A 23,270-nucleotide genomic window follows, 5' to 3' on the forward strand; every position below is an offset into this window, starting at 1 on the left:
CCCGGCCTGCAAGTTCAATACCTTGCAGGCCAACGCAAGCGAAGCGTCGCCAGGCAATGCCAACAAAAACGGGCCATTCGGCCCGTTTTTTTATCCTGCTACCTGGACACTTGCGGCGGCCTGTTTCGCCCGCTCAACCGCCTCTTCCACGCTTTCACCCGTCGCCAGCGCCACGCCCAGACGGCGCGAACCTTCGATTTCTGGTTTACCGAACAGACGCAGCTGCAAGCCCGCGCCCACTGCGGCATCGACGTCATCAAAGGTGACGTTCTGGCTGGTCAGCTGCGGCAGGATCACCGCCGACGCTGCCGGGCCATACTGTCGCACGCCGCCGACCGGCAAGCCCAGGAAGGCGCGAACGTGCAGCGCAAACTCGGAGAGATCCTGAGAGATCAGGGTCACCATGCCGGTATCGTGTGGGCGCGGGGAGACTTCGCTGAAGATCACGTCGTCGCCACAGACAAACAGCTCGACGCCAAACAGCCCATGACCACCCAGAGCCAGGACCACTTTGCGGGAGATCTCCTCGGCGCGCGCCCGGGCCAGCTGGCTCATCTGCTGCGGCTGCCAGGACTCACGGTAGTCGCCATCTTCCTGACGGTGACCAATAGGATCGCAGAAATGTACGCCATCGACGGCGCTGACGGTCAGCAGGGTGATCTCAAAATCAAACTGCACCACGCCCTCAACGATTACCCGCCCGGCACCGGCGCGGCCACCCTGCTGGGCGTAATCCCAGGCGTGATCCAGCTGATCGGCGCTGCGGACAAAGCTCTGCCCTTTGCCGGAAGAACTCATCACCGGCTTAATGATGCACGGATAACCAATCTCGTTCACCGCCTGCAAAAAATCGCTTTTGCTGTCGGCGAAGCGATAGCGGGAGGTGGGCAGGGACAGCTCTTCTGCGGCCAGGCGGCGAATGCCTTCCCGGTTCATGGTCAGCTTCGCGGCGCGGGCGCAAGGCACCACGCGCTGGCCTTCGGCCTCCAGCGCCAGCAGGGTGTCGGTGGCGATGGCTTCGATTTCCGGCACCACAAAGTGCGGTTGTTCTGCGGCAATCACGGCGCGCAGGGCATCGCCATCCAGCATGTTGATGACGTGCGAGCGGTGCGCAACGTGCATGGCCGGTGCATCGGCATAGCGATCGACGGCAATAACTTCAATCCCTAACCGCTGGCACTCGATGGCCACCTCTTTGCCCAGTTCACCGGAGCCGAGCAACATCACGCGCGTCGCTGCTGGTCGCAGCGCTGTTCCTAAACGAGTCATAATCATCCCCCTGAAAAAGTTGCGCGCAGTATAAACGAAAACGTTTGCGTCTGTCTTGCTTCGCAGAAATCCGCTGCCTGGACAGGTGGTTATTTGCATCGTGGCCGTTTTCGACCATGCTTTTGGGGAAGCCAATACAGGAGAGCATGATGAACAAAACAGGGGCAGTGATGGCGCTGGCGCTTATGGCCGCCAGCCTGACGGCGCAGGCCGCAAACGAGAAAAAGGTGAAATTTCCGGCCTGTGAAGGGCTGGATGCTAAAGGGATTGCCGCCAGTGTGAAGCGGGACTATCTGCAAAACCGCATCGTGCGCTGGGCAGACGATCAAAAGACGCTGGGAATGGCGGATCCGGTGGCGTGGATCAATCCGAAGGAGGTGAGAGGGGAAAAAGATCAGTGGACTGTTCCGCTGACGGTACGCGGTAAAAACACCGATATCCATTATCAGGTGAAAATTGATTGTAAAGCCGGCAGTGCCCAATACCTCTCACCCAAAAAGTGAATTTTCGCTTCTTTTGTTGCCGCAGACATTTCCTGACATCCCCTCGCTTACGCTGTGAAATTCATGCACCGTTAAGTGAGGGAAATCATGTCAAACTGGTTGAATCAATTACAGTCGCTGCTTGGGCAGAAAACGGGGGCCTCCTCGGGTGAAGGGCTGAGCAAAATGCTGGCGCCAGGCGCACTTGGTGGCCTGGCCGGGCTGCTGGTGGCGAATAAATCTTCGCGAAAGCTGCTGGCAAAATATGGCACCGGCGCTCTGCTGGCGGGGGGCGGTGCCATTGCTGGCAGCGTGCTGTGGAACAAGTATAAGGACAAGGTACGCAACGCCCATCAGGATGAGCCGCAATTTGGTCAGCAGGCCTCACCGCTTGATGTGCGCAGTGAAAGGCTGATCCTGGCGCTGGTCTTTGCGGCGAAGAGTGACGGCCATATTGATGATCAAGAGCGTGCCGCCATCGAGCAACAGCTCCGTGAAGCGGGCGTGGAGGAGCAGGGCAGGGCGCTGGTGGCACAGGCCATTGAGCAGCCACTTGATCCACAGCGTCTGGCCCAGGGGATCAAAAATGAAGAGGAAGCGCTGGAACTCTATTTCCTGAGCTGTGCGGCGATCGATATCGATCACTTTATGGAGCGCAGCTATCTGAATGCGCTGGGTGATGCGCTGAAGATCCCGACGGAGGTTCGCGAGGGGATTGAGCAGGATATTCGCCAGCAAAAACAGGCGCTCCCCGGCTAACTTTTTACGTCCGGGTATCCCGTTTCGCTTGCATCGTGCGCATGTTTTGCCAACCTTATAGGGTGTAAATCGTAAAAGAATCATATTGACATGCCACCTAAAGCCCAACGCATACCGCATGCTCTCACCGCGCACGGTGATACGCGTATCGACAACTATTACTGGTTGCGCGACGATACCCGCTCACAGCCGGAGGTGCTGGACTACCTCCACGATGAAAATGACTATGGCCATCGGGTCATGTCGACGCAGCAGGCGTTACAGGATCGCCTGCTTAACGAAATGGTGGAACGCGTCCCGCAGCGTGATGTCTCGGCGCCCTGGAGTCGAAACGGCTATCGATACCGGCACATCTATGAGCCAGGGAACGAATACGCCATCTATCAGCGGCAGTCGGTACTCTGCGCCGAGTGGGAAGAGTGGGAAACGCTGCTGGATGCCAACCAGCGGGCCTCGCACAGCGAGTTTTATACCCTGGGCGGGATGGCCGTGTCGCCGGATAACGCCATTATGGCGCTGGCGGAAGATTACCTCTCGCGGCGTCAGTATGGCCTGCGATTCCGCAACCTGGAGTCCGGGAACTGGTATCCCGAGATGCTCGATAACGTCTCCCCCGATTTTATCTGGGCCAACGACTCCGAGACGGTCTACTACATTAAGAAGCATGCTACCACGCTGCACCCCTTTCAGGTCTGGCGGCATACGGTAGGCACTGCGTCCACCAGTGACGAGCTGGTCTATGAGGAGAAAGACGAAACCTTTTACGTCAGCCTGCATAAGACCACCTCAAAACACTACGTGATTATTTTCCTCGCCAGCGCCACCACGACCGAGGTGCTGCTACTGGATGCCGAGCTGCCGGACGCCCAGCCGCTGTGCTTTATGCCGCGCCGTAAGGATCATGAATACAGCCTCGATCACTTCCAGCACACCTTCTATTTGCGCTCCAACCGGGAAGGCAAAAACTTTGGCCTCTACAAAACCAAAGTGCGTGATGAACGCAAATGGGAAGTGCTGATCCCGCCACGCGATCAGGTGATGCTCGAAGGCTTTACCCTGTTTACCGACTGGCTGGTGGTGGAAGAGCGCCAGCGTGGGCTGACCAGTCTGCGCCAGATCAATCGCAAAACCCGGGAGGTCATCGGGATTGCCTTCGACGATCCGGCCTACGTGACCTGGATTGGGTATAATCCCGAGCCGGAAACGTCGCGGCTGCGCTACGGCTACTCCTCCATGACCACCCCGGACACCCTGTTTGAGCTGGATATGGATACCGGGCAGCGCAAGGTGCTGAAGCAGGCCGAGGTCAAAGGCTTTGACGCTGACCTCTATCGCAGTGAGCACGTCTGGATCGTGGCCCGCGACGGCACCGAAGTGCCGGTCTCGCTGGTCTACCATAAGCACCATTTTCGCAAGGGCAAAAACCCTATCCTTATCTACGGCTACGGCTCGTATGGCTCCAGCATTGACGCCGATTTCAGTAGCAGCCGCCTGAGCCTGCTTGATCGGGGCTTTGTCTTCGCGATTGCCCATATCCGTGGCGGCGGGGAGCTGGGGCAGAAATGGTATGAAGACGGCAAGTTCCTGAAAAAGAAAAATACCTTCAATGACTACCTGGATGTCTGTGACGGGCTGCTCGAGCTGGGTTATGGCGATCGCAAACAGTGCTTCGCGATGGGGGGCAGCGCGGGGGGCATGTTAATGGGCACCGTCATTAATGAGCGTCCGGGGCTGTTTAAAGGCGTGGTGGCGCAGGTGCCATTTGTCGATGTGCTGACCACGATGCTGGATGAAACCATCCCGCTGACCATCGGCGAATATGAGGAGTGGGGTAACCCCCAGGATGCGACCTACTACCGCTACATGAAATCCTACAGCCCCTACGATAACGTTGAGGCGAAGGCCTATCCGCACATGCTGGTGACCACCGGTTTGCATGACTCTCAGGTGCAGTACTGGGAGCCTGCGAAGTGGGTGGCGAAATTGCGTGAATTGAAGACCGACGATAATTTACTGCTGCTTTGCACCGACATGGATGCCGGACACGGCGGGAAATCCGGGCGCTTTAAATCCTATGAAGGGGTGGCGCTGGAGTATGCCTTTATCGTCGGCCTGGCGCAGGAAACGTTAACAAGCCGGTCGGGAGAGGCGGATCAGGATCCGCCCAGGTAGTGCTTCAGCGTCAGACGTAGCTCAGGACTCATTCTGTCGAGGTTGTTATACAGCCAGCGCAGATAGCCCGGATCTTTGTCCGCCACTTCCGCCACCGCCTTCCCGCGGTATTTACCGAAGGTAAAGGTGGTCAGCAACGCCGGGCGTCCGGTGATGTCGGCCATCTCGTCGGGGGTCCAGCCGGTGGTATTCATAATATCGATCAGCAATGCGGCGGTAATGTAACAGTCGTACAGGGCGCGGTGGTGATGCAGCCCTTCTGGCGTTCTGACGCTGAGTTTGCGCGACTTATAGAGCGCCATATTGCTGTATTTAATGCCCGGCCATAAACGCCGGGCCAGTTTCATGGTGCAGATCCATTCCCCCGGCATTTCGGGCAGAACGCGGCGATCGAAGCTGGCGTTATGGGCCACGTACCACTGACTGCCGTGGTAGTGGGGGATCACCTCTTCAATCCAGGGTTTGTCGGCCACCATTGCCTCTGTGATGCGGTGAATAGCCATTGCCTGCGGGCTAATGGGGCGATCCGGGCGCACCAGATGGCTGCATGGATTGACGATCTGCCCGTTCACAACATCGACAGACGCCACTTCCACAATCCCTCCCTGCAGATCGCAGGTTTCGGTGTCGATGACACGTAGCATGGCTCTCTCCTGGCCGTAAAAGGTTTAGCGTAATGGAATGATCTCACCTTGCCAACTCTGCTCAACATAGCGGCCTGTTAATAATACCTCGCCGCGATCGGCGCGAAGAATTAACTGCCCGCGGGCATCCCACAGGGCGCTGCCGCCGTCGTGGTTTGCCACCAGCACCGCAATGGCATAGCGGTGAGCAAAACGCTGTAACCGGGCAAAAGTGGCAGGTCGTTCAGCTTCACTCAGCGCCATACTGCGGGTAAGCAGCGTGGCGTTGGGGGCGATCCCGGGCTGGTCGGCGTGGGTATCCACCAGGGTCAGGCCGCTGTGTCGGCTCTCCAGACAGGCACCCGCGCCATGCGGATAGACAATGGCCTGAGGCTGGTCCGGGCTAAACCACGCCAGTCCACGCTGGCGCTGGCCGTTTTCGTCTACCGTGATCCCGGCAATAACCGAGAGGTTACACACCTGCGCGGCCTCATGCAGAGGTGCGAGCTGCTGATGAGTGGGTGGGGCAGGGAGTTGGTTGTCTGGTAAGACCGGGCCGGTTAACGAGAGTTCCGGGAAGAGCAACAAATTGCACTGCTGGCGTGCGGCGGCGGTGATAAAACGCAGATGGTGTGTAATGTGGTCATCCACATAATGATGGGTCGGCTGGTATTGAGCAGCCGCAATATTCCAGTGAGACATCGTGATTTCCTTATGCACGGAGTCGCAGAGATTCATAAAGACCCTGAATGAATCAGGGCTTTTTATCCTGCCATAATCTGTGTAAGGAAATGTATCACCGGGTAAGGTTATTTAACTTTCGGCTCCCACGGCAGGCGTGAGAGGGTGACAGAGGTCAAGCGGTGAGCAATCAGACGCTGGCGGAACCAGTCGCGCAGGTGTGCCGGTTGTTCCCGCTCTACCACCTCAGCGATAACGGGCATGTTATAGCGCTCTTTGAATGCCACGCCCGCCGCGGCCAAATCCACATTCACTTTGTCCATCTCCTCCTGGGGGAGGGTGGCGAGATTAATTTTCATAACCGTCTCCTTCATTTGCGGGCAAAGTTACCCAAACGGCGGCGTGTTGACAAGTCCGGGCAGGATGATCCTCGACTGGATCATTATACAGAGTTATTCTCTGACAATCAGGCATAACAAAAAGGAATGTATGTGATGGCGATGCGCCTTTCCCGTGCTGTCTGCACGCTGACTCTGCTACTGACTACGCTGACGACCCCGGTTGTCTTTGCCCATGCGCATTTGAAGCATCAGTATCCCGCGGCCGATGCTGCTGTTGACGCGGCACCCCAGGCATTAACGCTTAACTTCTCCGAGGGGATCGAGCCGCGGTTTAGCGGCGTTTCCGTCAAGGATGCTAATCAGCAGCCCGTTGAAACCGGCGCGGTCAAACGCAATGAAAAAGACCCGACGCAGCTGATCGTGCCGATGGCATCTTCGCTGAAGGCAGGCACTTACCAGGTGGACTGGCATGTGGTCTCCGTAGACGGTCACAAAACCCAGGGTAGCTACCGTTTTAGCGTGAAGTAATATGCTGGCATTTTGCTACGTTACGCTGCGATTTATTCATTTTTCTGCCCTGATGGTGCTGTTCGGTAACGCCCTGTACAGCGCCTGGCTGGCGCCTGCCTCCCTGCGGCGTTTGCTGAAGCGGCGTTTTCGCTGTCGGCAAAAAGCGATCGCGTTCATCAGTCTGCTTTCGGCGCTGATAATGCTTGCGTTCCAGGGGGGGATGATGGGCAGTGGCTGGCAGGATGTGATCAGTCCGCCGACCTGGCAAGCGGTGCTGACCACCCAGTTCGGTCGGGTCTGGCTATGGCAGATGATGCTGGCCTTCGTGACCCTCTGGATTGCCTGGCTGGAGCCATGTAAAGCCGCGCCCCTGCTCCTGCTGTTTACCGCCGCGCAGTTTATTCTGCTGGCGGGAACCGGGCATGCGGCGATGCATGACGGTATTCTGGGCAGGGTGCAGCGCAGCAATCATGCCCTGCATCTGCTGTGTACCGCTGTCTGGCTGGGTGGCTTATTGCCGCTGCTGTTTTGCCTGCGTCTGTCGCACGGGCGCTGGCGGGAGGCAGCCATCCACACCATGATGCGCTTCTCGCGCTACGGTCACCTTGCTGTAGCCGGGGTGTTACTCACCGGGGCGATCAACACCTTGTTGATCCAGGGCTGGGTCGTGCCGTGGCACTCGGGCTGGGGGCGAATGCTGTTGTTGAAATGTGCGCTGGTGGCAATGATGGTGGTAATTGCCCTGGTGAATCGGTATGTTCTGGTGCCGCGATTTCGTTCTGGAGACGGACGCGAGCAACGCTATTTTATCAGGATGACGCAGACTGAGGTTGTGCTGGGGGCGCTGGTTCTGGCGGCAGTCAGCCTGTTCGCGACCTGGGAACCCTTCTGACGAGGTGGAACACAATGAAAAAAACCGTACTTTCTCTCTTACTGCTGGCCTGTTCCGGCACGGCGCTGGCGGCACCGCAGGTGATCACCGTGAGCCGGTTTGAGGTGGGTAAAGACAAATGGGCGTTTAACCGGGAAGAGGTGATGCTCACCTGCCGTCCGGGTCATGCACTGTATGCCATCAACCCGAGCACGCTGGTGCAATATCCTCTGAACGACGTGGCGCAGCAGCAGGTGGACAGCGGTAAGAGCAACGGCCAGCCGATCGCCATTATCCAGGTTGACGACCCGAAAAATCCTGGGCAGAAGATGAGCCTGGCACCCTTTATCGAGCGCGCAAATACGCTCTGCTAGTTTCCCGCTTCCAATAAAAAAAACCGCAGGCTTCTCTTCGGAAGCATTGCGGTTTTTGTGTTTAAGGACAGGCCAACGCTTTTTTTCAGGCCACTTTTGTTGTGGACTGGAAAACCTGGCGTCGTCATCTATTCTTAAAGTGCAAGGCGACTTAGCCTGCATTAATGCCAACTTTTAGCGCACGGCTCTCTCCCAAGAGCCATTTCCCTGGACCGAATACAGGAATCGTATTCGGTCTCTTTTTAGCTGTTGAAAGTAAACGCTTTTTCCCTTTGCGAACTTTAACAGATGGGCAACATTCTCTGTTCTTCGTTAAACCATACCACACTACGCCCGAGGGAAGTCCAGCGCTTTTTAGCGCTTGTGTTAAATTTTTGCCTGTTACCGATGAAAGCAGAGATTAGCGGCAAAAATGGGCGTCGATGGCATGTTCAATCTCATCCAGCAGCTGAAAGCGGCGGCGATATTCGGCGCGTTTTTTACTCGCAATGCTCTCCAGCGATTTACGTTCCATGCCAAATGGCAGGACCCAGCGGAAGGCATTGTCGGGTTTTCCACCCAGTGAGGCCCAGAACTCGTCATAGCTGGCGTGGAGATGGCGACCTTTACTCAAACGATAACGCAGGGCGCGAAAAACATGACCCTCGTCGCTGACGCCATAAAGGGCGCTGATACCAGACTGCTTCGCCAGATTGAAAACGGCTTCCAGAAGAATACGCTTAGGGAACAGGCCGTAACAGGCACGGGTGGCGTTTTTGATCGTCTCCCGCCCGACATCTCGCCGTGGCCCCTGCAGGCCACCAATGACCAGCACGCTGCGGTCGTTTTCCCGGATGACGCTGAAGGTCAGACTCGCCAGCAGAGTGTTATCCCCGGCACGTAACCAGAGCGTGGTTTCGCCCTCGCGTTCAGCCTTAACCGCAGAGGTGGCATAGATCGTATAGCTCGCCTCATCTTTGGTCGCAAACTGCAGCAGGGGAAGCGGCGACGGGCTGGTAAAGAGGTGGGCAAGGCCATTGTCCGGCAGCGCATCAATCCAGGCATAGTGATGCAGGATCGCCTCCGCGCGCTCACTGGCCGTCATTCCGCGGGTCAGGTACTGGCGCTGGGTTTTCACCGGCAGCGTCGGCTGTGCCTTCAGCAAGGTAGAAAAATCATCGCGCCGGGAGATCGTCTCCAGCATACGGGTGGTCGAGGACCAGAAAAGCAGGGTGCGCAGGAAGAATTTCAACCGGTAATCGCGTTTCTGCCACAGCGGCCCGGGCGTCAGATCGCCTTTCGCCAGGGCAAGAATAACGGAAGAACGGTGGGCGTATGACACCTCAACGGGCAGGATGGTATTAGACACGATAAAGACCTCTTTGTAATTCTGCGATTATCTTAAAGGTCATCGGATAATGATTTAACCGTTGCTAAACCTTTATTTCCGCTTCGTTTAATATCGATTGAGGTTATTAAAGAGGACGGCCTTCGCACTTCCTGAGTGGTCCATTCCGCACGGGCTATACTGATCCAGAGGAGGCGCTATGTATCTAAAACTTGATGGTCACAACTGGCGACACGTCTGGGTAGTAAGCGATCTTCACGGGTGTTATCAAATGCTTATGGATGAAATAAAGCAGCGACAGCTTAATCCGTATGAGGATTTACTTATTTGTGTCGGCGACTTAATCGATCGCGGACCAGACAGCGTGAAATGCCTGCAGTTATTAAATGAAAAATGGTTCTATGCCGTACGCGGCAATCATGAGCAGATGGCGTTGGATGCCCTGCATAATAAGAGCTTTGGGCTGTGGTTAATGAATGGCGGCGTCTGGTTTGCCGAATTAAAGGGCGAGGAACAACAGCAGGCTCTCGAGCTGTTCAGGCAATGTGAAAGGCTGCCGTGGATTATTGAGATCACCTGCGCCAACGGTGTGAATGTGATTGCCCATGCCGATTATCCGTCATCGCAGTATGAATGGGATAAACCGGTCCCGAAGCAGCAGATTCTGTGGGACAGGGATCGCCTGCGGGAGTTGATGAGCGGTCAGGAGAAGGGGATCGCCGGAGCCGATCACTTCTGGTTTGGCCATACGCCGCTAGGGAAGCGGTTTGATTGCCAGAACCTGCACTATATTGATACCGGAGCGGTGTTTGGTGGGACGTTGACGCTGGCACAGCTACAGTGATTAAAGGTCGGCATACTCCTGGGCCGGGCGCCAGAAGCCGTCGATGAACTCTTCAACCGGATAGCACCCGCCGTGGCGGATCCGCTGATCGTCCATCGATGCCTCGCACTGGATTTCGGTGCGATAAACATCCACTACCAGGTCTTCGCAACCCGCATCCAGATAACAAATAAACAACACCAGTGCGTACATCATGCCCCTCAGCAATCACTATCGTATTAATATTGTAGGGGATGATCAGGGAAGGGGGAAATAGAGGGACAAATAACCCGCCTGCGGGCGGGTTCTCTCTGAATCATGCAAGGCGCATGATCCAGGCATCGGAACCTTGATCGTAATGCTCACGGTACAGGACAGAGTGTTCGCCATCGAGGAGAGCCGGGACGCTGGTGTCTGCATCCCAGGCATCGAGCTGCATACACAGATCGGGGTCAGACTTGCACGGGATGGTTAACGTTCGTTCGCCCTGCGTATCGCCGTTTAACTCGGCATCATCGATTTCGAATGCGCCAATGCGCACATTGGTTTTCGTCATAATGCTCTCCATTAACTCGCTGTGTTCTGGTACGACCAGTATAGTCGCCCACTTTTCAGCCTGGTCAATGAAGAGCAAAAGCGCCAGTAAAAAAGTGCGTTTTTTAACTCGCGTCGACGTTACCGGTAAACAAGCGACCATCGCGAACCAGCTCGCGCGGGTAGCTATTTTTCAGGCGTGAACCCACTTTTTTCGCCAGCCCAATAGGGAAACCCTGATACGTTACTACCGCATCATCCCCGGCAGGACTCGTCTGGGGATAGACATCACGGCCGCGATACCACTCCTCCGCTTCCTGCTGGGTTAAGGCAAACGTGTTGTCCTGACCAGCCAGCGCAATCACCGCTTCATGCTGCCAGCGGTAACCTTTGTTATGAGTTTCGGCCAGACGGATGCCGACACGAGAGAAGCGCACTTTACCGATTAACGGTTCTATTTCCGTCGGGAACAACCACACCTCTTTATCGCGCTGCCACAGGCGCAGGTGATCTCCCCATTGCAGGCCCGCCAGATTTGCCGCAGCGGTAATCTGCGCGGCTTCGCGGGTTTTAAGCGGCGTGAAGGGGAAATTACCCACCTTGAATGTCGGCGCCGGGAGCGACTCGATAGCAGCGGTTTTGCGCAGCCGCGCCACGAAGAAACCTTCGCAGTCGTAGATATGCGGGAAGACGTGCAGGAACCCTTCTGGGGTCACGCATTCACTGGCGCTGGGGAACAGATCGTTCAGCGGCAGGAACTCCACGGCGTCGGGATATTGCGCTTGTAACCACAGGCAGACGGCTTCGTTCTCGTCGCGGTTCAGGGTGCAAGTGGAGTACACCAGGGTGCCGCCGGGGCGCAGGGCATGGAAAGCGCTGTCGATTAGCTCACGCTGAGTGGCCGCAATCTCCAGATTGCTGGCGACGGACCAGTTCTTCAGCGCGTCGGGATCTTTGCGCACCACCCCTTCGCCGGAGCAGGGGGCATCCAACAGGATCGCATCAAAGGCTTCCGGCAGGGCGGCTCCAAACACGCGGCCATCAAAATGGGTTAAAGCAACGTTGCTGATCCCGCAGCGGCTGATGTTGGCATGCAGCACTTTGACGCGGCTGGCGGAAAATTCATTGGCGAGGATCGCGCCCTGATTATTCATCCGCGCGGCGATTTGGGTGGTTTTGGACCCGGGGGCTGCTGCGACGTCCATCACGCGGTCAGGCGTATTGCCGTCGGCAAAGAGCGCGGCAACCGGCAGCATGGAACTGGCTTCCTGAATGTAAAACAGCCCACTCAGGTGCTCGGCGGTGCTGCCCAGCGGCAGAGCTTCTTCGTCGTCACGTTCGATCCAGAACCCCTCTTCGCACCACGGAACCGGGGTGAGTTGCCAGCCGTAGGGGGCAACAAGCGTGAGGAAATCCGCGACGCTGATTTTCAGGGTATTGACGCGCAGGCTGCGGCGCAGCGGGCGCTGACAAGCCGCGATAAACGCATCGAGAGCGAGAGGATCAGGCAGAGCCTGGCGCATTTGCGCCAGAAATTCATCTGGCAGATAGACGGGACGTTGAGACACGAGCGCACCACAGGGAGTAAAAAGAGGCGCGCAGTGTATCACAAAGGCTCCGGTGCGTTGACACCGGAGCGCAGGCTTTAACGTGGCAGGGCGGTGCCCCAGGTGCGCCACTCTTTCGGCTCGCTCTCCTGTAACAGGAAGTGCTTGCCGGGCTGAGATTTCGGCGCCAGCGGCGTACCCGGCGGCGTCGCGAAGGCGATCCCCCCACGGATAAACTGATTGAAGGTCCCGGTTTTCACTACGCCGCCGGTCAGGCCGAAATCGAGCGAGTAACCGGAGGCCAGCCAGAAGACGGAGTTATTACGCACCAGATGCTGATAACGATCGCTGATGCGCAGGGCCACCATCACCCGGTCGGAGAGCGTCCCGAGCGACAGGCCGGTCACCGTACCCACTTCCATCCCGCGGAACAGTACCGGCGTACCGATATCAAGCGATGCTGCATCCGGCACCTCTACCACAATGCTCAGACCATTGAGATAGCGCGAATCGGTGATGGTCGCTTCCTGCAGCTCAAAGTCGCGTCGCGGTTTGCCCTGTCCTGGCTCGACGTTGATATAAGGCTGGAGGATGGTATCCAGATGCTCAACCCCCGCGGCAGAAATCTGCGGGGTGATCACCGAGAAACGCGTTCCGGTGCGGGCGAAGTTGTCGACATATTCCGGGTACAGCACCGCCGTAGCCTGCACTTCATTGCGGGCGGTAATCAGCTTCAGGCTCTGGACCTGACCAATATCAATCCCCAGATAGCGCACCGGCATCCCTTCTGCGAGCTTGCCCGCATCAAAGGCGTGAAGGGTGATCTGGCTACCGACCGCACGGGCGGCGGTTTCAGACGGATAGAGGATCCGCTTATCACCTTTACGCTGGCTGGCGCTGGCACCGCTCAGGTTGTCAAAGCTGATAGCACCGCGCAGGGCACGAGAGAGCGGAGAAGCCTGCACCGTCAGTCCGCTGCCGTTAAGCTGCACTTTGGCCCCGCCCTCAGCCCAGAACACGCTGTTGCTGGTGAGCAATTTGCGATATTCCGGTTTGATATGCAGTTCGATGTCAAAGGCATTTGCACGTGGACGCACAAGGATCACTTCACCCACTTCGAATTTGCGATACAGCACGACCGAACCCGCCTGCACGTCCGGCAGGGTATCGGCTACCAGCGTGAGGGTGGTAGTCGGCAGATCGCTCAGGCTGTTTTCCAGCGCTTTATCGAGGTTGGCAAACAGCGGGTAGCTGTCGCGCATAGCGCCTTTCTCGCCCGGCAGGATACGGATCCCGCCGCTGATCCACTCGCTGGCGCTGGCCGCCAGAAACTCAACGCCGTCCAGCCCGACTTTGACATCCACCCGGCTGTTGACCACGAATTTGCTGTCGCCATGCACCAGCTCGCGGTACTGCGGATCAATCGCCACCTCAAAGGTGACCCCTTTGCTGGATAATGACCGCTCAAGCACTTGCCCAATCTGCACGCCGTGCAGAATCAGCGGCTGACCCGCGTCGATACCGTAGCTCTCCGGCGCGCTGAGTTTCACGGTCAGGACACCGGGTTTTTGTAACAGCGCCTTATCGGCCGGGGCGATAGTAAACTGGTTGGTCGGTTCGCCGCCGCCGGGGATCAGCTCAAAAGTGCTGCCGGTGAGCAGGCTGCTGATGCTGGGGTTACTGAGCGACAGTTTAGGGCTACGCATTTCAATACGCGTATTTTTCCGCAGCAGATCGACCACGCTGGGGTCAACGGTCATTTCACCAGTGACCAGACCGCCAGGATTTAGCGTCATTTTGGTGAGCTGCCCAACCTGTAACCCCTGATACATCAGCGGCGTGGAGTCCTCCTTCAGGCCATCCGCAGAGGGGAGGGTCAGCTTCACAATCACGCCGCGCTGGCTGTGGGCCAGATCTTTGTACAAGCCGAAATCATCTTCCTGGGTAGCAGGCGCAGAACCCTCCGGCGAATCGAAGGCGATGGCACCGTTCACCAGCGCCGCCAGGCTTTCCAGCTTCACTTTGGCCCCACTCAGGCTGAGATCGGCATCGACGCCAGAAACGTTCCAGAAGCGGCTACCTTTTTTCACCAGGGAGGTGAAGCGCCGTTCAATCAGCACGTCGATGGTCACCCCTTGCTTATTCGGGGTGATGGCGTAGTCATAGACGCGACCAACGGGGATCTTGCGGAAATAGACCACCGATCCGCTGTTCAGTGAACCGAGATCCGGCGCATGCAGATGAATCATCAGATCGCCGTTATTGAGCCGGTATTTCGGCTGTGTATCCAGGGCGGTAAAGTGATCTTTTGGCTCACCTTTGCCCGGCATCATGCCGATGTAGTTACCGCCAACCAGCGCATCCAGCCCGGAGACCCCCGCCAGCGAGGCTTTCGGCGTCACCAGCCAGAACTGCGTCTCTTCCCGTAGGGCGTCCTTCATATCGGACTTGATGCTGGCACGAACCTTAATTTTATTCAGGTTCTTGTCGAGCGAGATATCCTGGACAGTGCCCACCTCAACGCCCTGGAAGCGCACGGGTGTACGACCCGCAACGATGCCATCGGCGCTCTGGAAATCAATGGTAATGGTACTGCCGCGATCTTCGTAACTGGTCCAGATCAACCAGCCGGCGATCATCAGCGCGATAACCGGCAGTAACCAGAAAGGCGAAATACGACGTTTTGTTTTAACTCGCGCTTCAGTCGGCGAAGCTGGCGTTTCCTGACTCATGTGCATCCCAAAGTAAGCGGCTATCCAGCCATTCGACTGCAAGAATAGTCAATATCACCGCAGTGCCAAAATAGAACGCTGCGGGTCCCATAGTAAAAGCAAGGAGCTGATCGCGATTGATCAGCGACATCATCAACGCAATGACAAATAAATCCAGCATTGACCAGCGGCCAATCCAGGTCACAAAACGCAACAGCAGTATGCGGGTTTTCAGCCCCTGTTCACACTTAAAATGAATACTGATGAGCAGGGTAAACATCACAATGACTTTGGTAAAGGGCACCAGAATACTGGCGATGAACACGATGGCCGCGACGGCAATATTGCTCTGCGCCAGCGAAATAATGCCCGACATAATGGTATCTTCCTGCCGCGCCCCGTTGACGTAAATCACCGAGATAGGCAGCAGGTTAGCGGGTAACAGTAGCACCAGCGAGGCGATCAGCGCCGCCCAGCATTTTTGCAGGCTATTGTGGCGTCGCAGGCGCAGCGGAATATGGCAGCGAGGGCAACGGCCGCGCGCGTCGGGTAACCCGGTATAGTGACAGCCCAGACAGACTCGCAAATCAGTGTTGTAGCGGGTGGCGGGGCGCTGGGGATAAAACCGCTCCCAGAGCTGCTCCACGTTCAGATGGATCATCGTAAGAATGCTCAGGATCACCAGCGCGATAAAAGCGAACAGGCCGCTACCGGGCTGTAGCCAGGCGTAATCTTGTACCTTAATAGAGGCCACGACGATCCCCACGAGATAGATATCCAGCATCACCCACTCTTTAAGTCTCTCGAGCATCAGGAGCACCGGGCGCAGGTTCATTCCCAGAATATTGCCAAACCATAGATAGGCGATGGCGGCCACCAGCACCACCGGCGCGCCGACGGTACAGAACAACACCATCGAGGCGGTGAGGGGGTCCCCCTGACGGGTCATCTGCCAGATCCCCTGTAGCAGGTTAGCGTCGATACGCACGCCTAACAGGTGCAAACTGAGCAGCGGTTCGCTCCAGGCAAAAGGCATCAGCAGCATCATGGTGACGGCCATCGCGGCCAGTCGCGTCAGGGACCAGTCACGGCCATCGCGAATTTTTGCGTTACATCGCGGGCAGAAAGCACTTTGGTGTGATTTCATCTTTGGCAACGTAAAAAGCGTATCGCATTGTGGACAACGCTGATAATGTGCACGAGGAAGCGCATCGCCGACCGCATGCACAGTAATCTTTTTCGCCGTTGATATTTTTGGTGTTTTAAGAGCCATCGGTCGCGCTAAAAAAGGATAGTTAATAGTTATCTTAACTCATGAATGGATTCATCTTGAGCATGGGCGTAAATAAAGCTTATTTTAATAGGCTATGCTGTAATTTTGTAAGACAACCAAGTGATTGAATAATGAGCAAAACAGAATTCTACGCGGATTTGAACCGTGATTTTCAGGCATTGATGGCAGGTGAAACCAGTTTTTTAGCCACCCTGGCGAATACCAGCGCGTTGCTTTTCGAACGTCTGTCTGAGGTGAACTGGGCCGGTTTCTATCTGCTTGAAGGCGAGACGCTGGTACTGGGGCCCTTCCAGGGCAAACTGGCCTGCGTACGTATTCCGGTTGGGCGCGGCGTGTGTGGTACCGCAGTAGCGCAAGACCAGGTGCAGCGTGTTGATGACGTCCACGCATTCGATGGGCATATTGCCTGCGACAGCGCCAGCAATGCTGAAATCGTCCTTCCTCTGAAAGTGAATAATCAGATTATTGGTGTACTGGATATCGACAGCACGGTCTTTAATCGCTTTACCCGCGAGGATGAGCAGGGGCTGCGCGAGCTGGTGGCGAACCTTGAAAACGTTCTCGCCGCGACCGATTATCATAAATTCTTTGCGAGCGTCGCAGGATAATCAACGGATAACGTAGCATTTACCGATGGCGTCATTATAATGACGCCTGTTCATGCCTGCGGCTTGTCGGCAACGTCCGTTGTAATCAGGAAATTTCATGGAAAATCAACCTAAGTTGAATAGCAGTAAAGAAGTTATCGCGTTTTTGGCCGAACGTTTTCCTCAATGTTTTAGTGCCGAAGGCGAAGCTCGTCCCCTGAAAATTGGTATTTTTCAGGATCTGGTAGAGCGTGTTGAAGGTGAGATGAACCTCAGCAAAACCCAACTCCGCTCCGCCTTACGTCTTTATACTTCGAGCTGGCGTTACCTGTACGGTATCAAAGCGGGCGCGACGCGTGTTGATCTCGACGGCAACCCTTGCGGTGTGCTGGATGAGCAGCATGTAGAGCACGCTCGTAAGCAGCTCGAAGAAGCCAAAGCGCGTGTTCAGGCTCAGCGTGCTGAACAGCAGGCGAAGAAACGCGAAGCGGCTGCGGCCAATGGCCAGGAAGAAACGCCTCGTCGTGAACGCAAGCCACGTCCTGCACCGCGTCGCAAAGAAAACACCGAGCGTAAGCCACGTGCTGAGCAACCGGCGGCAAAAGCCCCGCGTGCGCCTCGTGAAGAGCCGCGCCATACTCCGGTTTCTGACATCAACGTCCTGAACGTGGGTCAGTCTCTGAAAGTAAAAGCGGGCAACAATGCTATGGATGCCACCGTACTGGAAATCACCAAAGATGGCGTTCGTGTACAGCTGACTTCTGGTCTGTCAATGATTGTACGCGCAGAACACTTGTTGTTCTAAAACGGAGGCCAAGCCCGGCATGAACACATTTTTTAAGCTCACCGCGCTGGCTGGCCTGTTTGCGATAACAGGCCACGCCTTCGCTGTGGACGAGATTACGCGTGTCGATCAAATTCCGGTTCTGAAGGAAGAGACTCAGCACGCAACGGTCAGTGAGCGCGTGACATCGCGCTTCACCCGTTCGCACTATCGTCAGTTCGACCTCGACCAGGCTTTTTCGAAAAAAATTTTCGACCGCTATCTGAACCTGCTGGACTACAGTCATAACGTCCTGCTGGCAAGCGATGTCGAACAATTTGCCAAAAAGCAGTCTGAGGTAGGCGACGAGTTACGCAGCGGCAAGCTCGACCTGTTCTACGACCTGTATAACCTGTCGCAGAAACGCCGTTTCGAGCGCTATCAATATGCGCTTAAGGTGCTTGAACGTCCGATGGACTTCACGGGTAACGACACCTTTAATCTCGACCGCAGTAAGTCGCCGTGGCCGAAAGATGAAGCCGAGCTGAACGCGCTGTGGGACAGTAAAGTGAAGTACGATGAGCTGAGCCTCAAACTCACCGGTAAAGATGAGAAAGAGATCCGCGAAACGCTGACCCGCCGCTATAAATTTGCCATTCGTCGTCTGGCGCAGACCAACAGTGAAGATGTGTTCTCGCTGGCGATGACGGCCTTCGCGCACGAAATCGATCCGCACACCAACTATCTCTCTCCGCGCAACACCGAGCAGTTCAACACCGAAATGAGTCTCTCCCTTGAAGGGATTGGCGCGGTGCTGCAGATGGATGACGATTACACGGTGATCAACTCCATGGTTGCGGGCGGCCCGGCGGCCAAAAGCAAGGCGATTAGCGTAGGCGATCGCATTGTGGGTGTCGGCCAGGTTGGCCAGAACATGGTGGATGTGATTGGCTGGCGCCTGGATGATGTGGTAGCCCTGATCAAAGGGCCGAAAGGCAGCAAGGTCCGTCTGGAAATTCTGCCTGCCGGTAAAGGCACCAAGACCCGTATCGTTACCCTTACTCGCGAACGTATCCGTCTGGAAGATCGCGCGGTGAAAATGTCGGTGAAAACCGTAGGTAAAGACAAGGTCGGCGTGCTGGATATTCCTGGCTTCTACGTAGGCCTGACGGACGACGTCAAGGTTCAACTGCAGAAGCTTGAAAAACAAAACGTGAAGAGCGTGATCATCGATCTGCGCACCAACGGCGGCGGCGCCCTGACCGAAGCGGTTTCGCTGTCGGGCCTGTTTATTCCGTCCGGTCCGGTGGTACAGGTACGTGATAACAACGGTAAAGTGCGTGAAGACGCCGACACCGATGGCGTTGTTTACTATAAAGGCCCGCTGGTGGTCCTGGTCGATCGCTTCAGTGCGTCGGCATCGGAAATCTTTGCCGCCGCGATGCAGGATTACAACCGCGCATTGATTGTTGGCGAACCGACCTTCGGGAAGGGCACGGTGCAGCAGTACCGTTCCCTGAACCGCATTTACGATCAGATGCTGCGCCCGGAATGGCCAGCGCTTGGCTCGGTACAGTACACCATTCAGAAGTTCTATCGTGTGAATGGCGGCAGTACCCAGCGTAAAGGCGTAACCCCGGACATCATCATGCCGACCGGCACCGAAGAGACAGAAACCGGTGAGAAGTTCGAAGATAACGCGTTGCCGTGGGATAGCGTTAATGCTGCCACCTACGTGAAGTCGGGCGATATCACTCAGTTTGGTCCGGCGCTGTTGAAGCAGCACGACGAGCGCATCGCCAAAGATCCTGAATTCCAGTACATCGTGAAGGATATTGCCCGTTTCAATGCCCTGAAAGCGAAACGCAATATTGTCTCTCTGAACTACGCTCAGCGTCTGAAAGAGAACGAAGAGGATGATGCAACACGTCTGGCGCGTATCAACGACCGCTTTAAACGTGAAGGTAAGCCACTCCTCAAAAAACTGGATGATCTGCCGAAGGATTATCAGGAGCCAGATCCGTATCTTGATGAGACGGTGAAGATCGCCATTGACCTGGCGAAACTGGAAAAAGACCAACCTGCCGGAAACCCCGCTCCGGCAAAATAATCCCTCAACAGGCACAAGAAATTGTGCCTGTTTTTTTGTTAACCTCCTCCTGCCGTCAGCCAGTCATTTCATTATGTAAAGTTGTGTCTTTCTGGTGACTTACATCGCTGCAATCCTTGAAAATATGCGGAATACCCATACGATGTGGGTAATCGCATAGTGCGTTTTGTTAAACTGAGGTTAAAAGAATATTATGATGCGAATCGCGCTCTTCCTGCTCACCAACCTTGCGGTCATGGTGGTCTTCGGGCTGGTACTTAGCCTGACAGGAATTCAGTCGAGCAGCGTTCAGGGCTTGTTAATTATGGCGCTGCTGTTTGGTTTTGGTGGCTCCTTTGTCTCGCTGCTGATGTCCAAATGGATGGCGCTCAAGTCCGTGGGCGGCGAGGTTATTGAGCAACCGCGTAACGATATGGAACGCTGGCTGATGAACACCGTCGCCAACCAGGCCCGTCAGGCGGGGATTGCCATGCCGCAGGTCGCGATCTATCACGCGCCGGATATCAACGCGTTTGCTACCGGTGCGCGTCGTGACTCGTCGCTGGTTGCGGTGAGTACCGGCCTGTTGCAGAACATGAGCCGTGACGAAGCCGAGGCGGTAATTGCCCATGAGATCAGCCACATTGCCAACGGCGATATGGTGACCATGACCCTGGTTCAGGGTGTGGTGAACACCTTCGTCATCTTTATCTCACGTATTATCGCACAGATTGCCGCAGGCTTTATGGGCGGGGATCGTGAGGAAGGCGAATCCAGTAACGGTAACCCGCTGATCTACTTTGCGGTCTCAATGGTACTGGAACTGGTGTTTGGTATCCTGGCGAGCATTATCACCATGTGGTTCTCCCGTCATCGTGAGTTCCATGCGGATGCTGGCTCTGCCAAACTGGTGGGCCGCGAGAAGATGATTGCTGCCCTGCAGCGTCTGAAAACCAGCTACGAACCGCAGGAAGCCTCCAGCATGATGGCGTTCTGCATCAACGGTAAATCGAAATCGCTGAGTGAGCTGTTCATGTCTCACCCACCGCTGGACAAGCGTATCGAAGCGCTGCGTAGTGGCGAGTACCTGAAATAACGGCTTCGGCTTGTAAATGAAAAAGCGCGTCCACGGACGCGCTTTTTTTATGCCTGCGGCCGTGGTTGCGTCACCCGCAGCCCGCTGATGATGGCAGCAGCGGCGGCCAGCGTGCCGGCGGTCAGCAGCGCCAGGTGCGTGCCGTTTTGCCCGGCCAGGTTGAACAGTAAGGCCACCAGCGCCGCGCCGGTGCTTTGTCCCAGCAGGCGCGCCGTACCCAGCATCCCGCTGGCTCCGCCGCTGCGATGAGGCGGGGCGGCAGTAATAATCGTATGGTTGTTCGGAGACTGGAACAGACCAAAGCCCGCCCCGCACAAGATCATTCGCCAGATGATATCCAGATCGTGCGGAGCCGCCGGGAGCAGGGCGAGGGCGAACAGACCCGCCGCCATCACTACCATCCCCAGCGCACCCAGCAATCCCGCGTGAACCCGTTCAATCAGATAACCAGCCAGCGGCGCCATTACCATGGTCGCCAGCGGCCAGGGCGTTAACAGGAGACCGGTTTCCACTTCAGAGCGGCCAATAACGCTCTGCAGGAAAAAGGGCAGCGAGACCAGGGCCAGCATCTGCGCGCAGAAAGAGCATATCGAGGTGCCGATGGAGAGGAAGAAGAGCGGAATGCGCAGCAGATCCACCGGCAGCAACGGTACTGGCAGCGCCAGTTGACGACGCACGAAGAAGAAGCCCACCACCAGCAGCGCCACGACCTCGCCCGCGATCAACGTCAGCGACTGCCCCTGGGCGAAACCGCTCAGAGCGGTGATCAGCAGGCCAAAGGTAAGGGCGTTCATTACCGCGCTTGGCAGATCGAATTTAGGCATGCTGCTTTTCGGGCCGTTGGCGGGTAAGTAACGCAGGGCGAACACAAGCGCCACGATACCCAACGGAACGTTGATTAAGAACAGCCACTGCCAGGAAGCCACCGACAGGATCGCTGCGGCGATTGTCGGGCCAGCCGCCGATGATACCGCGACTATAAAGGAGTTGATGCCCATTCCCCGGCCCAGATGCCGCTGCGGATAGATAAGCCGGATCAGCGCGGTATTAACGCTCATCAGCGCCGCGCCGCCAAACCCCTGGATGATGCGCGCCAGCGTCAGGGTGTGCAAGGTGTCGGAAAGGGCGCAGAACAGCGAGGTCAGGGTAAAGACCACCAGTCCGCACTGATACACTCTGCGGTAGCCAAACATGTCGCCCAGAAACGAGAACGACAGTAGGGAGATGACAATAGCTATCTGGTAGGCGTTGACGATCCAGATCGAACTGGCAGGCGAGGCATTCAGATCGCTGGCGATGGTCGGCAGAGCGACGTTCGCGATCGCGCCATCCAGCACGGCCATAGAAATACCGATGATAATGGTCGCAATTGCACCATAGCGCTGCGGTAACGGCAGGCCATCTTTGGGGGTAAGTGTCATGAGAATGAATGAGCAATACAGGTTATTATTAACAGGGTAACGATATTATCACTGTTATTTCGGTTATATGTCGCAGATTTGTAACCAGGTAAGCCAGGATTGATTGCAGCAATGCCACTGCGAATTTATAATAAAAACCGGTTCTAAATTTTATAAAACACTTGCGTTGAGGTGATTAATGGCAATCGCGGATTTGGATAAACAGCCAGATTCTGTTTCTTCTGTGTTAAAGGTGTTCGGCATCTTGCAGGCGCTTGGCGAAGAGCGCGAAATTGGTATTACTGAGCTGTCCCAGCGTGTGATGATGTCAAAAAGCACCGTTTACCGCTTTTTGCAGACCATGAAATCACTGGGTTATGTTGCACAGGAAGGTGAGTCTGAAAAATACTCCCTGACCCTGAAGCTATTCGAACTGGGCGCACGCGCGCTGCAGAACGTCGATCTGATCCGTAGCGCTGATATTCAGATGCGTGAACTCTCTCGTCTGACGAAAGAGACGGTGCATCTCGGTGCGCTGGACGAAGACAGCATTGTCTACATCCATAAGATCGACTCCATGTATAACCTGCGCATGTATTCGCGTATTGGTCGCCGCAATCCGCTCTACAGTACCGCTATCGGTAAAGTTCTGCTGGCCTGGCGCGACCGTGAAGAAGTGAAGCAGATCCTCGAGAACGTCGAGTATAAACGCAGCACTGAACGCACCATCACCACTACCGATGAGCTGTTAGAGGTGCTGGATAAGGTGCGTGAGCAGGGTTACGGCGAAGATAATCAGGAGCAGGAAGAGGGCTTACGCTGCATCGGCGTGCCGGTATTTGACCGCTTCGGTGTGGTGATTGCTGGCCTGAGCATCTCCTTCCCGACGCTGCGTTTCTCTGAAGAGCATCTGCACGAATATGTGGAAATGCTTCACACGGCGGCGCGGAAAATTTCTGAGCAGATGGGTTACAACGACTATCCGTTCTGAGTTTTCCGGTATAAAAAACGCTGCTC

23 protein-coding genes are annotated in these 23,270 nt (G+C 56.1%); 12 read left to right on the forward strand and 11 right to left on the reverse strand.

What is annotated here, in order from left to right; translation table 11 throughout:
- Nucleotides 1-90: 90 nt before the first annotated feature.
- Nucleotides 91-1,269, reverse strand: a complete 1,179-nt coding sequence (gene purT / locus ABIE02_RS08320) for a formate-dependent phosphoribosylglycinamide formyltransferase (protein WP_336994510.1) — start codon at nt 1,267-1,269, stop codon at nt 91-93.
- Nucleotides 1,270-1,418: 149 nt separating this feature from the next.
- Between purT and yebF the strand changes: the two genes are divergently transcribed.
- From yebF to ptrB, 3 genes are all read left to right on the forward strand, one after another.
- On the forward strand, nt 1,419-1,772 hold the full coding sequence (gene yebF / locus ABIE02_RS08325; RefSeq protein WP_032611916.1) for a protein YebF: 354 nt from the start codon (nt 1,419-1,421) through the stop codon (nt 1,770-1,772).
- Between the two features lie 87 nt (nt 1,773-1,859).
- Complete coding sequence (locus tag ABIE02_RS08330) at nt 1,860-2,510, forward strand: tellurite resistance TerB family protein (RefSeq protein WP_077227049.1); 651 nt, start codon at nt 1,860-1,862, stop codon at nt 2,508-2,510.
- Nucleotides 2,511-2,600: 90 nt separating this feature from the next.
- Nucleotides 2,601-4,682: an oligopeptidase B gene (gene ptrB / locus ABIE02_RS08335; protein WP_059307639.1), complete on the forward strand. Its 2,082-nt coding sequence runs from the start codon at nt 2,601-2,603 to the stop codon at nt 4,680-4,682.
- On the opposite strand, the gene exoX is transcribed toward ptrB, so the two are convergent.
- From exoX to ABIE02_RS08350, 3 genes are all read right to left on the reverse strand, one after another.
- On the reverse strand, nt 4,664-5,326 hold the full coding sequence (gene exoX, locus ABIE02_RS08340; RefSeq protein WP_032611910.1) for an exodeoxyribonuclease X: 663 nt from the start codon (nt 5,324-5,326) through the stop codon (nt 4,664-4,666). The two genes, ptrB and exoX, sit on opposite strands and share 19 nt — an antisense overlap.
- Nucleotides 5,327-5,350: 24 nt before the next feature.
- Nucleotides 5,351-6,007 carry a nitrilase-related carbon-nitrogen hydrolase gene (locus ABIE02_RS08345; RefSeq protein ID WP_144837106.1) on the reverse strand — a complete coding sequence of 219 codons (657 nt, stop codon included), beginning with the start codon at nt 6,005-6,007 and terminating at the stop codon, nt 5,351-5,353.
- A 107-nt stretch (nt 6,008-6,114) separates the two neighbouring features.
- The gene (locus ABIE02_RS08350; protein WP_032611906.1) at nt 6,115-6,345 is read right to left on the reverse strand and encodes a DNA polymerase III subunit theta; all 231 of its coding nucleotides are present in this window, start codon (nt 6,343-6,345) and stop codon (nt 6,115-6,117) included.
- Between the two features lie 135 nt (nt 6,346-6,480).
- Between ABIE02_RS08350 and yobA the strand changes: the two genes are divergently transcribed.
- Genes yobA through ABIE02_RS08365 form a run of 3 tightly spaced genes read left to right on the forward strand, consistent with a single transcriptional unit; the run spans nt 6,481 to nt 8,082 of the window.
- Nucleotides 6,481-6,855, forward strand: coding sequence for a CopC domain-containing protein YobA (gene yobA / locus ABIE02_RS08355; protein WP_032611904.1), 375 nt, complete (start codon nt 6,481-6,483; stop codon nt 6,853-6,855).
- Between the two features lies 1 nt (nt 6,856).
- A complete protein-coding gene (copD, locus tag ABIE02_RS08360; protein WP_336994511.1) occupies nt 6,857-7,729 on the forward strand; it encodes a copper homeostasis membrane protein CopD in 873 nt (290 codons plus the stop codon).
- Nucleotides 7,730-7,743: 14 nt separating this feature from the next.
- Nucleotides 7,744-8,082: a YebY family protein gene (locus ABIE02_RS08365; protein ID WP_032611900.1), complete on the forward strand. Its 339-nt coding sequence runs from the start codon at nt 7,744-7,746 to the stop codon at nt 8,080-8,082.
- 400 nt (nt 8,083-8,482) lie between these two features.
- On the opposite strand, the gene ABIE02_RS08370 is transcribed toward ABIE02_RS08365, so the two are convergent.
- Nucleotides 8,483-9,430: a VirK/YbjX family protein gene (locus ABIE02_RS08370; protein WP_032611555.1), complete on the reverse strand. Its 948-nt coding sequence runs from the start codon at nt 9,428-9,430 to the stop codon at nt 8,483-8,485.
- A 178-nt stretch (nt 9,431-9,608) separates the two neighbouring features.
- Between ABIE02_RS08370 and pphA the strand changes: the two genes are divergently transcribed.
- Entirely contained in the window at nt 9,609-10,253 is a 645-nt protein-coding gene (gene pphA, locus ABIE02_RS08375; protein ID WP_077227054.1) for a protein-serine/threonine phosphatase, read from the forward strand.
- On the opposite strand, the gene ABIE02_RS08380 is transcribed toward pphA, so the two are convergent.
- The 5 genes from ABIE02_RS08380 to yebS form a co-directional block, all read right to left on the reverse strand.
- Nucleotides 10,254-10,445: a YebW family protein gene (locus tag ABIE02_RS08380; RefSeq protein ID WP_032611549.1), complete on the reverse strand. Its 192-nt coding sequence runs from the start codon at nt 10,443-10,445 to the stop codon at nt 10,254-10,256.
- A 103-nt stretch (nt 10,446-10,548) separates the two neighbouring features.
- Entirely contained in the window at nt 10,549-10,788 is a 240-nt protein-coding gene (locus ABIE02_RS08385; protein ID WP_032611546.1) for a YebV family protein, read from the reverse strand.
- Between the two features lie 103 nt (nt 10,789-10,891).
- Entirely contained in the window at nt 10,892-12,334 is a 1,443-nt protein-coding gene (gene rsmF, locus ABIE02_RS08390) for a 16S rRNA (cytosine(1407)-C(5))-methyltransferase RsmF (protein ID WP_222128264.1), read from the reverse strand.
- Between the two features lie 77 nt (nt 12,335-12,411).
- Complete coding sequence (locus ABIE02_RS08395; protein ID WP_032611541.1) at nt 12,412-15,045, reverse strand: PqiB family protein; 2,634 nt, start codon at nt 15,043-15,045, stop codon at nt 12,412-12,414.
- Entirely contained in the window at nt 15,014-16,297 is a 1,284-nt protein-coding gene (gene yebS / locus ABIE02_RS08400) for a membrane integrity lipid transport subunit YebS (RefSeq protein ID WP_059307645.1), read from the reverse strand. The genes ABIE02_RS08395 and yebS overlap by 32 nt, the downstream gene beginning before the upstream one ends.
- A gap of 131 nt (nt 16,298-16,428) precedes the next feature.
- On the opposite strand from yebS, the gene ABIE02_RS08405 reads away from it, so the two are divergent.
- The 4 genes from ABIE02_RS08405 (at nt 16,429) to htpX (ending at nt 20,853) form a co-directional block, all read left to right on the forward strand.
- A complete protein-coding gene (locus ABIE02_RS08405; protein ID WP_059307646.1) occupies nt 16,429-16,926 on the forward strand; it encodes a GAF domain-containing protein in 498 nt (165 codons plus the stop codon).
- A 97-nt stretch (nt 16,927-17,023) separates the two neighbouring features.
- Nucleotides 17,024-17,710: an RNA chaperone ProQ gene (proQ, locus tag ABIE02_RS08410; RefSeq protein ID WP_032611533.1), complete on the forward strand. Its 687-nt coding sequence runs from the start codon at nt 17,024-17,026 to the stop codon at nt 17,708-17,710.
- 19 nt (nt 17,711-17,729) lie between these two features.
- Nucleotides 17,730-19,778, forward strand: coding sequence for a carboxy terminal-processing peptidase (gene prc / locus ABIE02_RS08415; RefSeq protein ID WP_059307647.1), 2,049 nt, complete (start codon nt 17,730-17,732; stop codon nt 19,776-19,778).
- 193 nt (nt 19,779-19,971) lie between these two features.
- Nucleotides 19,972-20,853 (forward strand): protease HtpX, encoded by an 882-nt coding sequence (htpX, locus tag ABIE02_RS08420; RefSeq protein ID WP_032611530.1) that lies wholly within the window; start codon nt 19,972-19,974, stop codon nt 20,851-20,853.
- 47 nt (nt 20,854-20,900) lie between these two features.
- Here the strand turns inward: htpX and ABIE02_RS08425 are convergent, their stop codons facing one another.
- Nucleotides 20,901-22,274 (reverse strand): MFS transporter, encoded by a 1,374-nt coding sequence (locus tag ABIE02_RS08425; protein ID WP_336994512.1) that lies wholly within the window; start codon nt 22,272-22,274, stop codon nt 20,901-20,903.
- A gap of 178 nt (nt 22,275-22,452) precedes the next feature.
- Between ABIE02_RS08425 and kdgR the strand changes: the two genes are divergently transcribed.
- Nucleotides 22,453-23,244, forward strand: coding sequence for a DNA-binding transcriptional regulator KdgR (gene kdgR / locus ABIE02_RS08430; RefSeq protein ID WP_032611524.1), 792 nt, complete (start codon nt 22,453-22,455; stop codon nt 23,242-23,244).
- Nucleotides 23,245-23,270 lie beyond the last annotated feature (26 nt).

Source organism: Leclercia sp. 1548 (assembly GCF_050435045.1).
GTDB lineage: Bacteria > Pseudomonadota > Gammaproteobacteria > Enterobacterales > Enterobacteriaceae > Enterobacter > Enterobacter adecarboxylatus.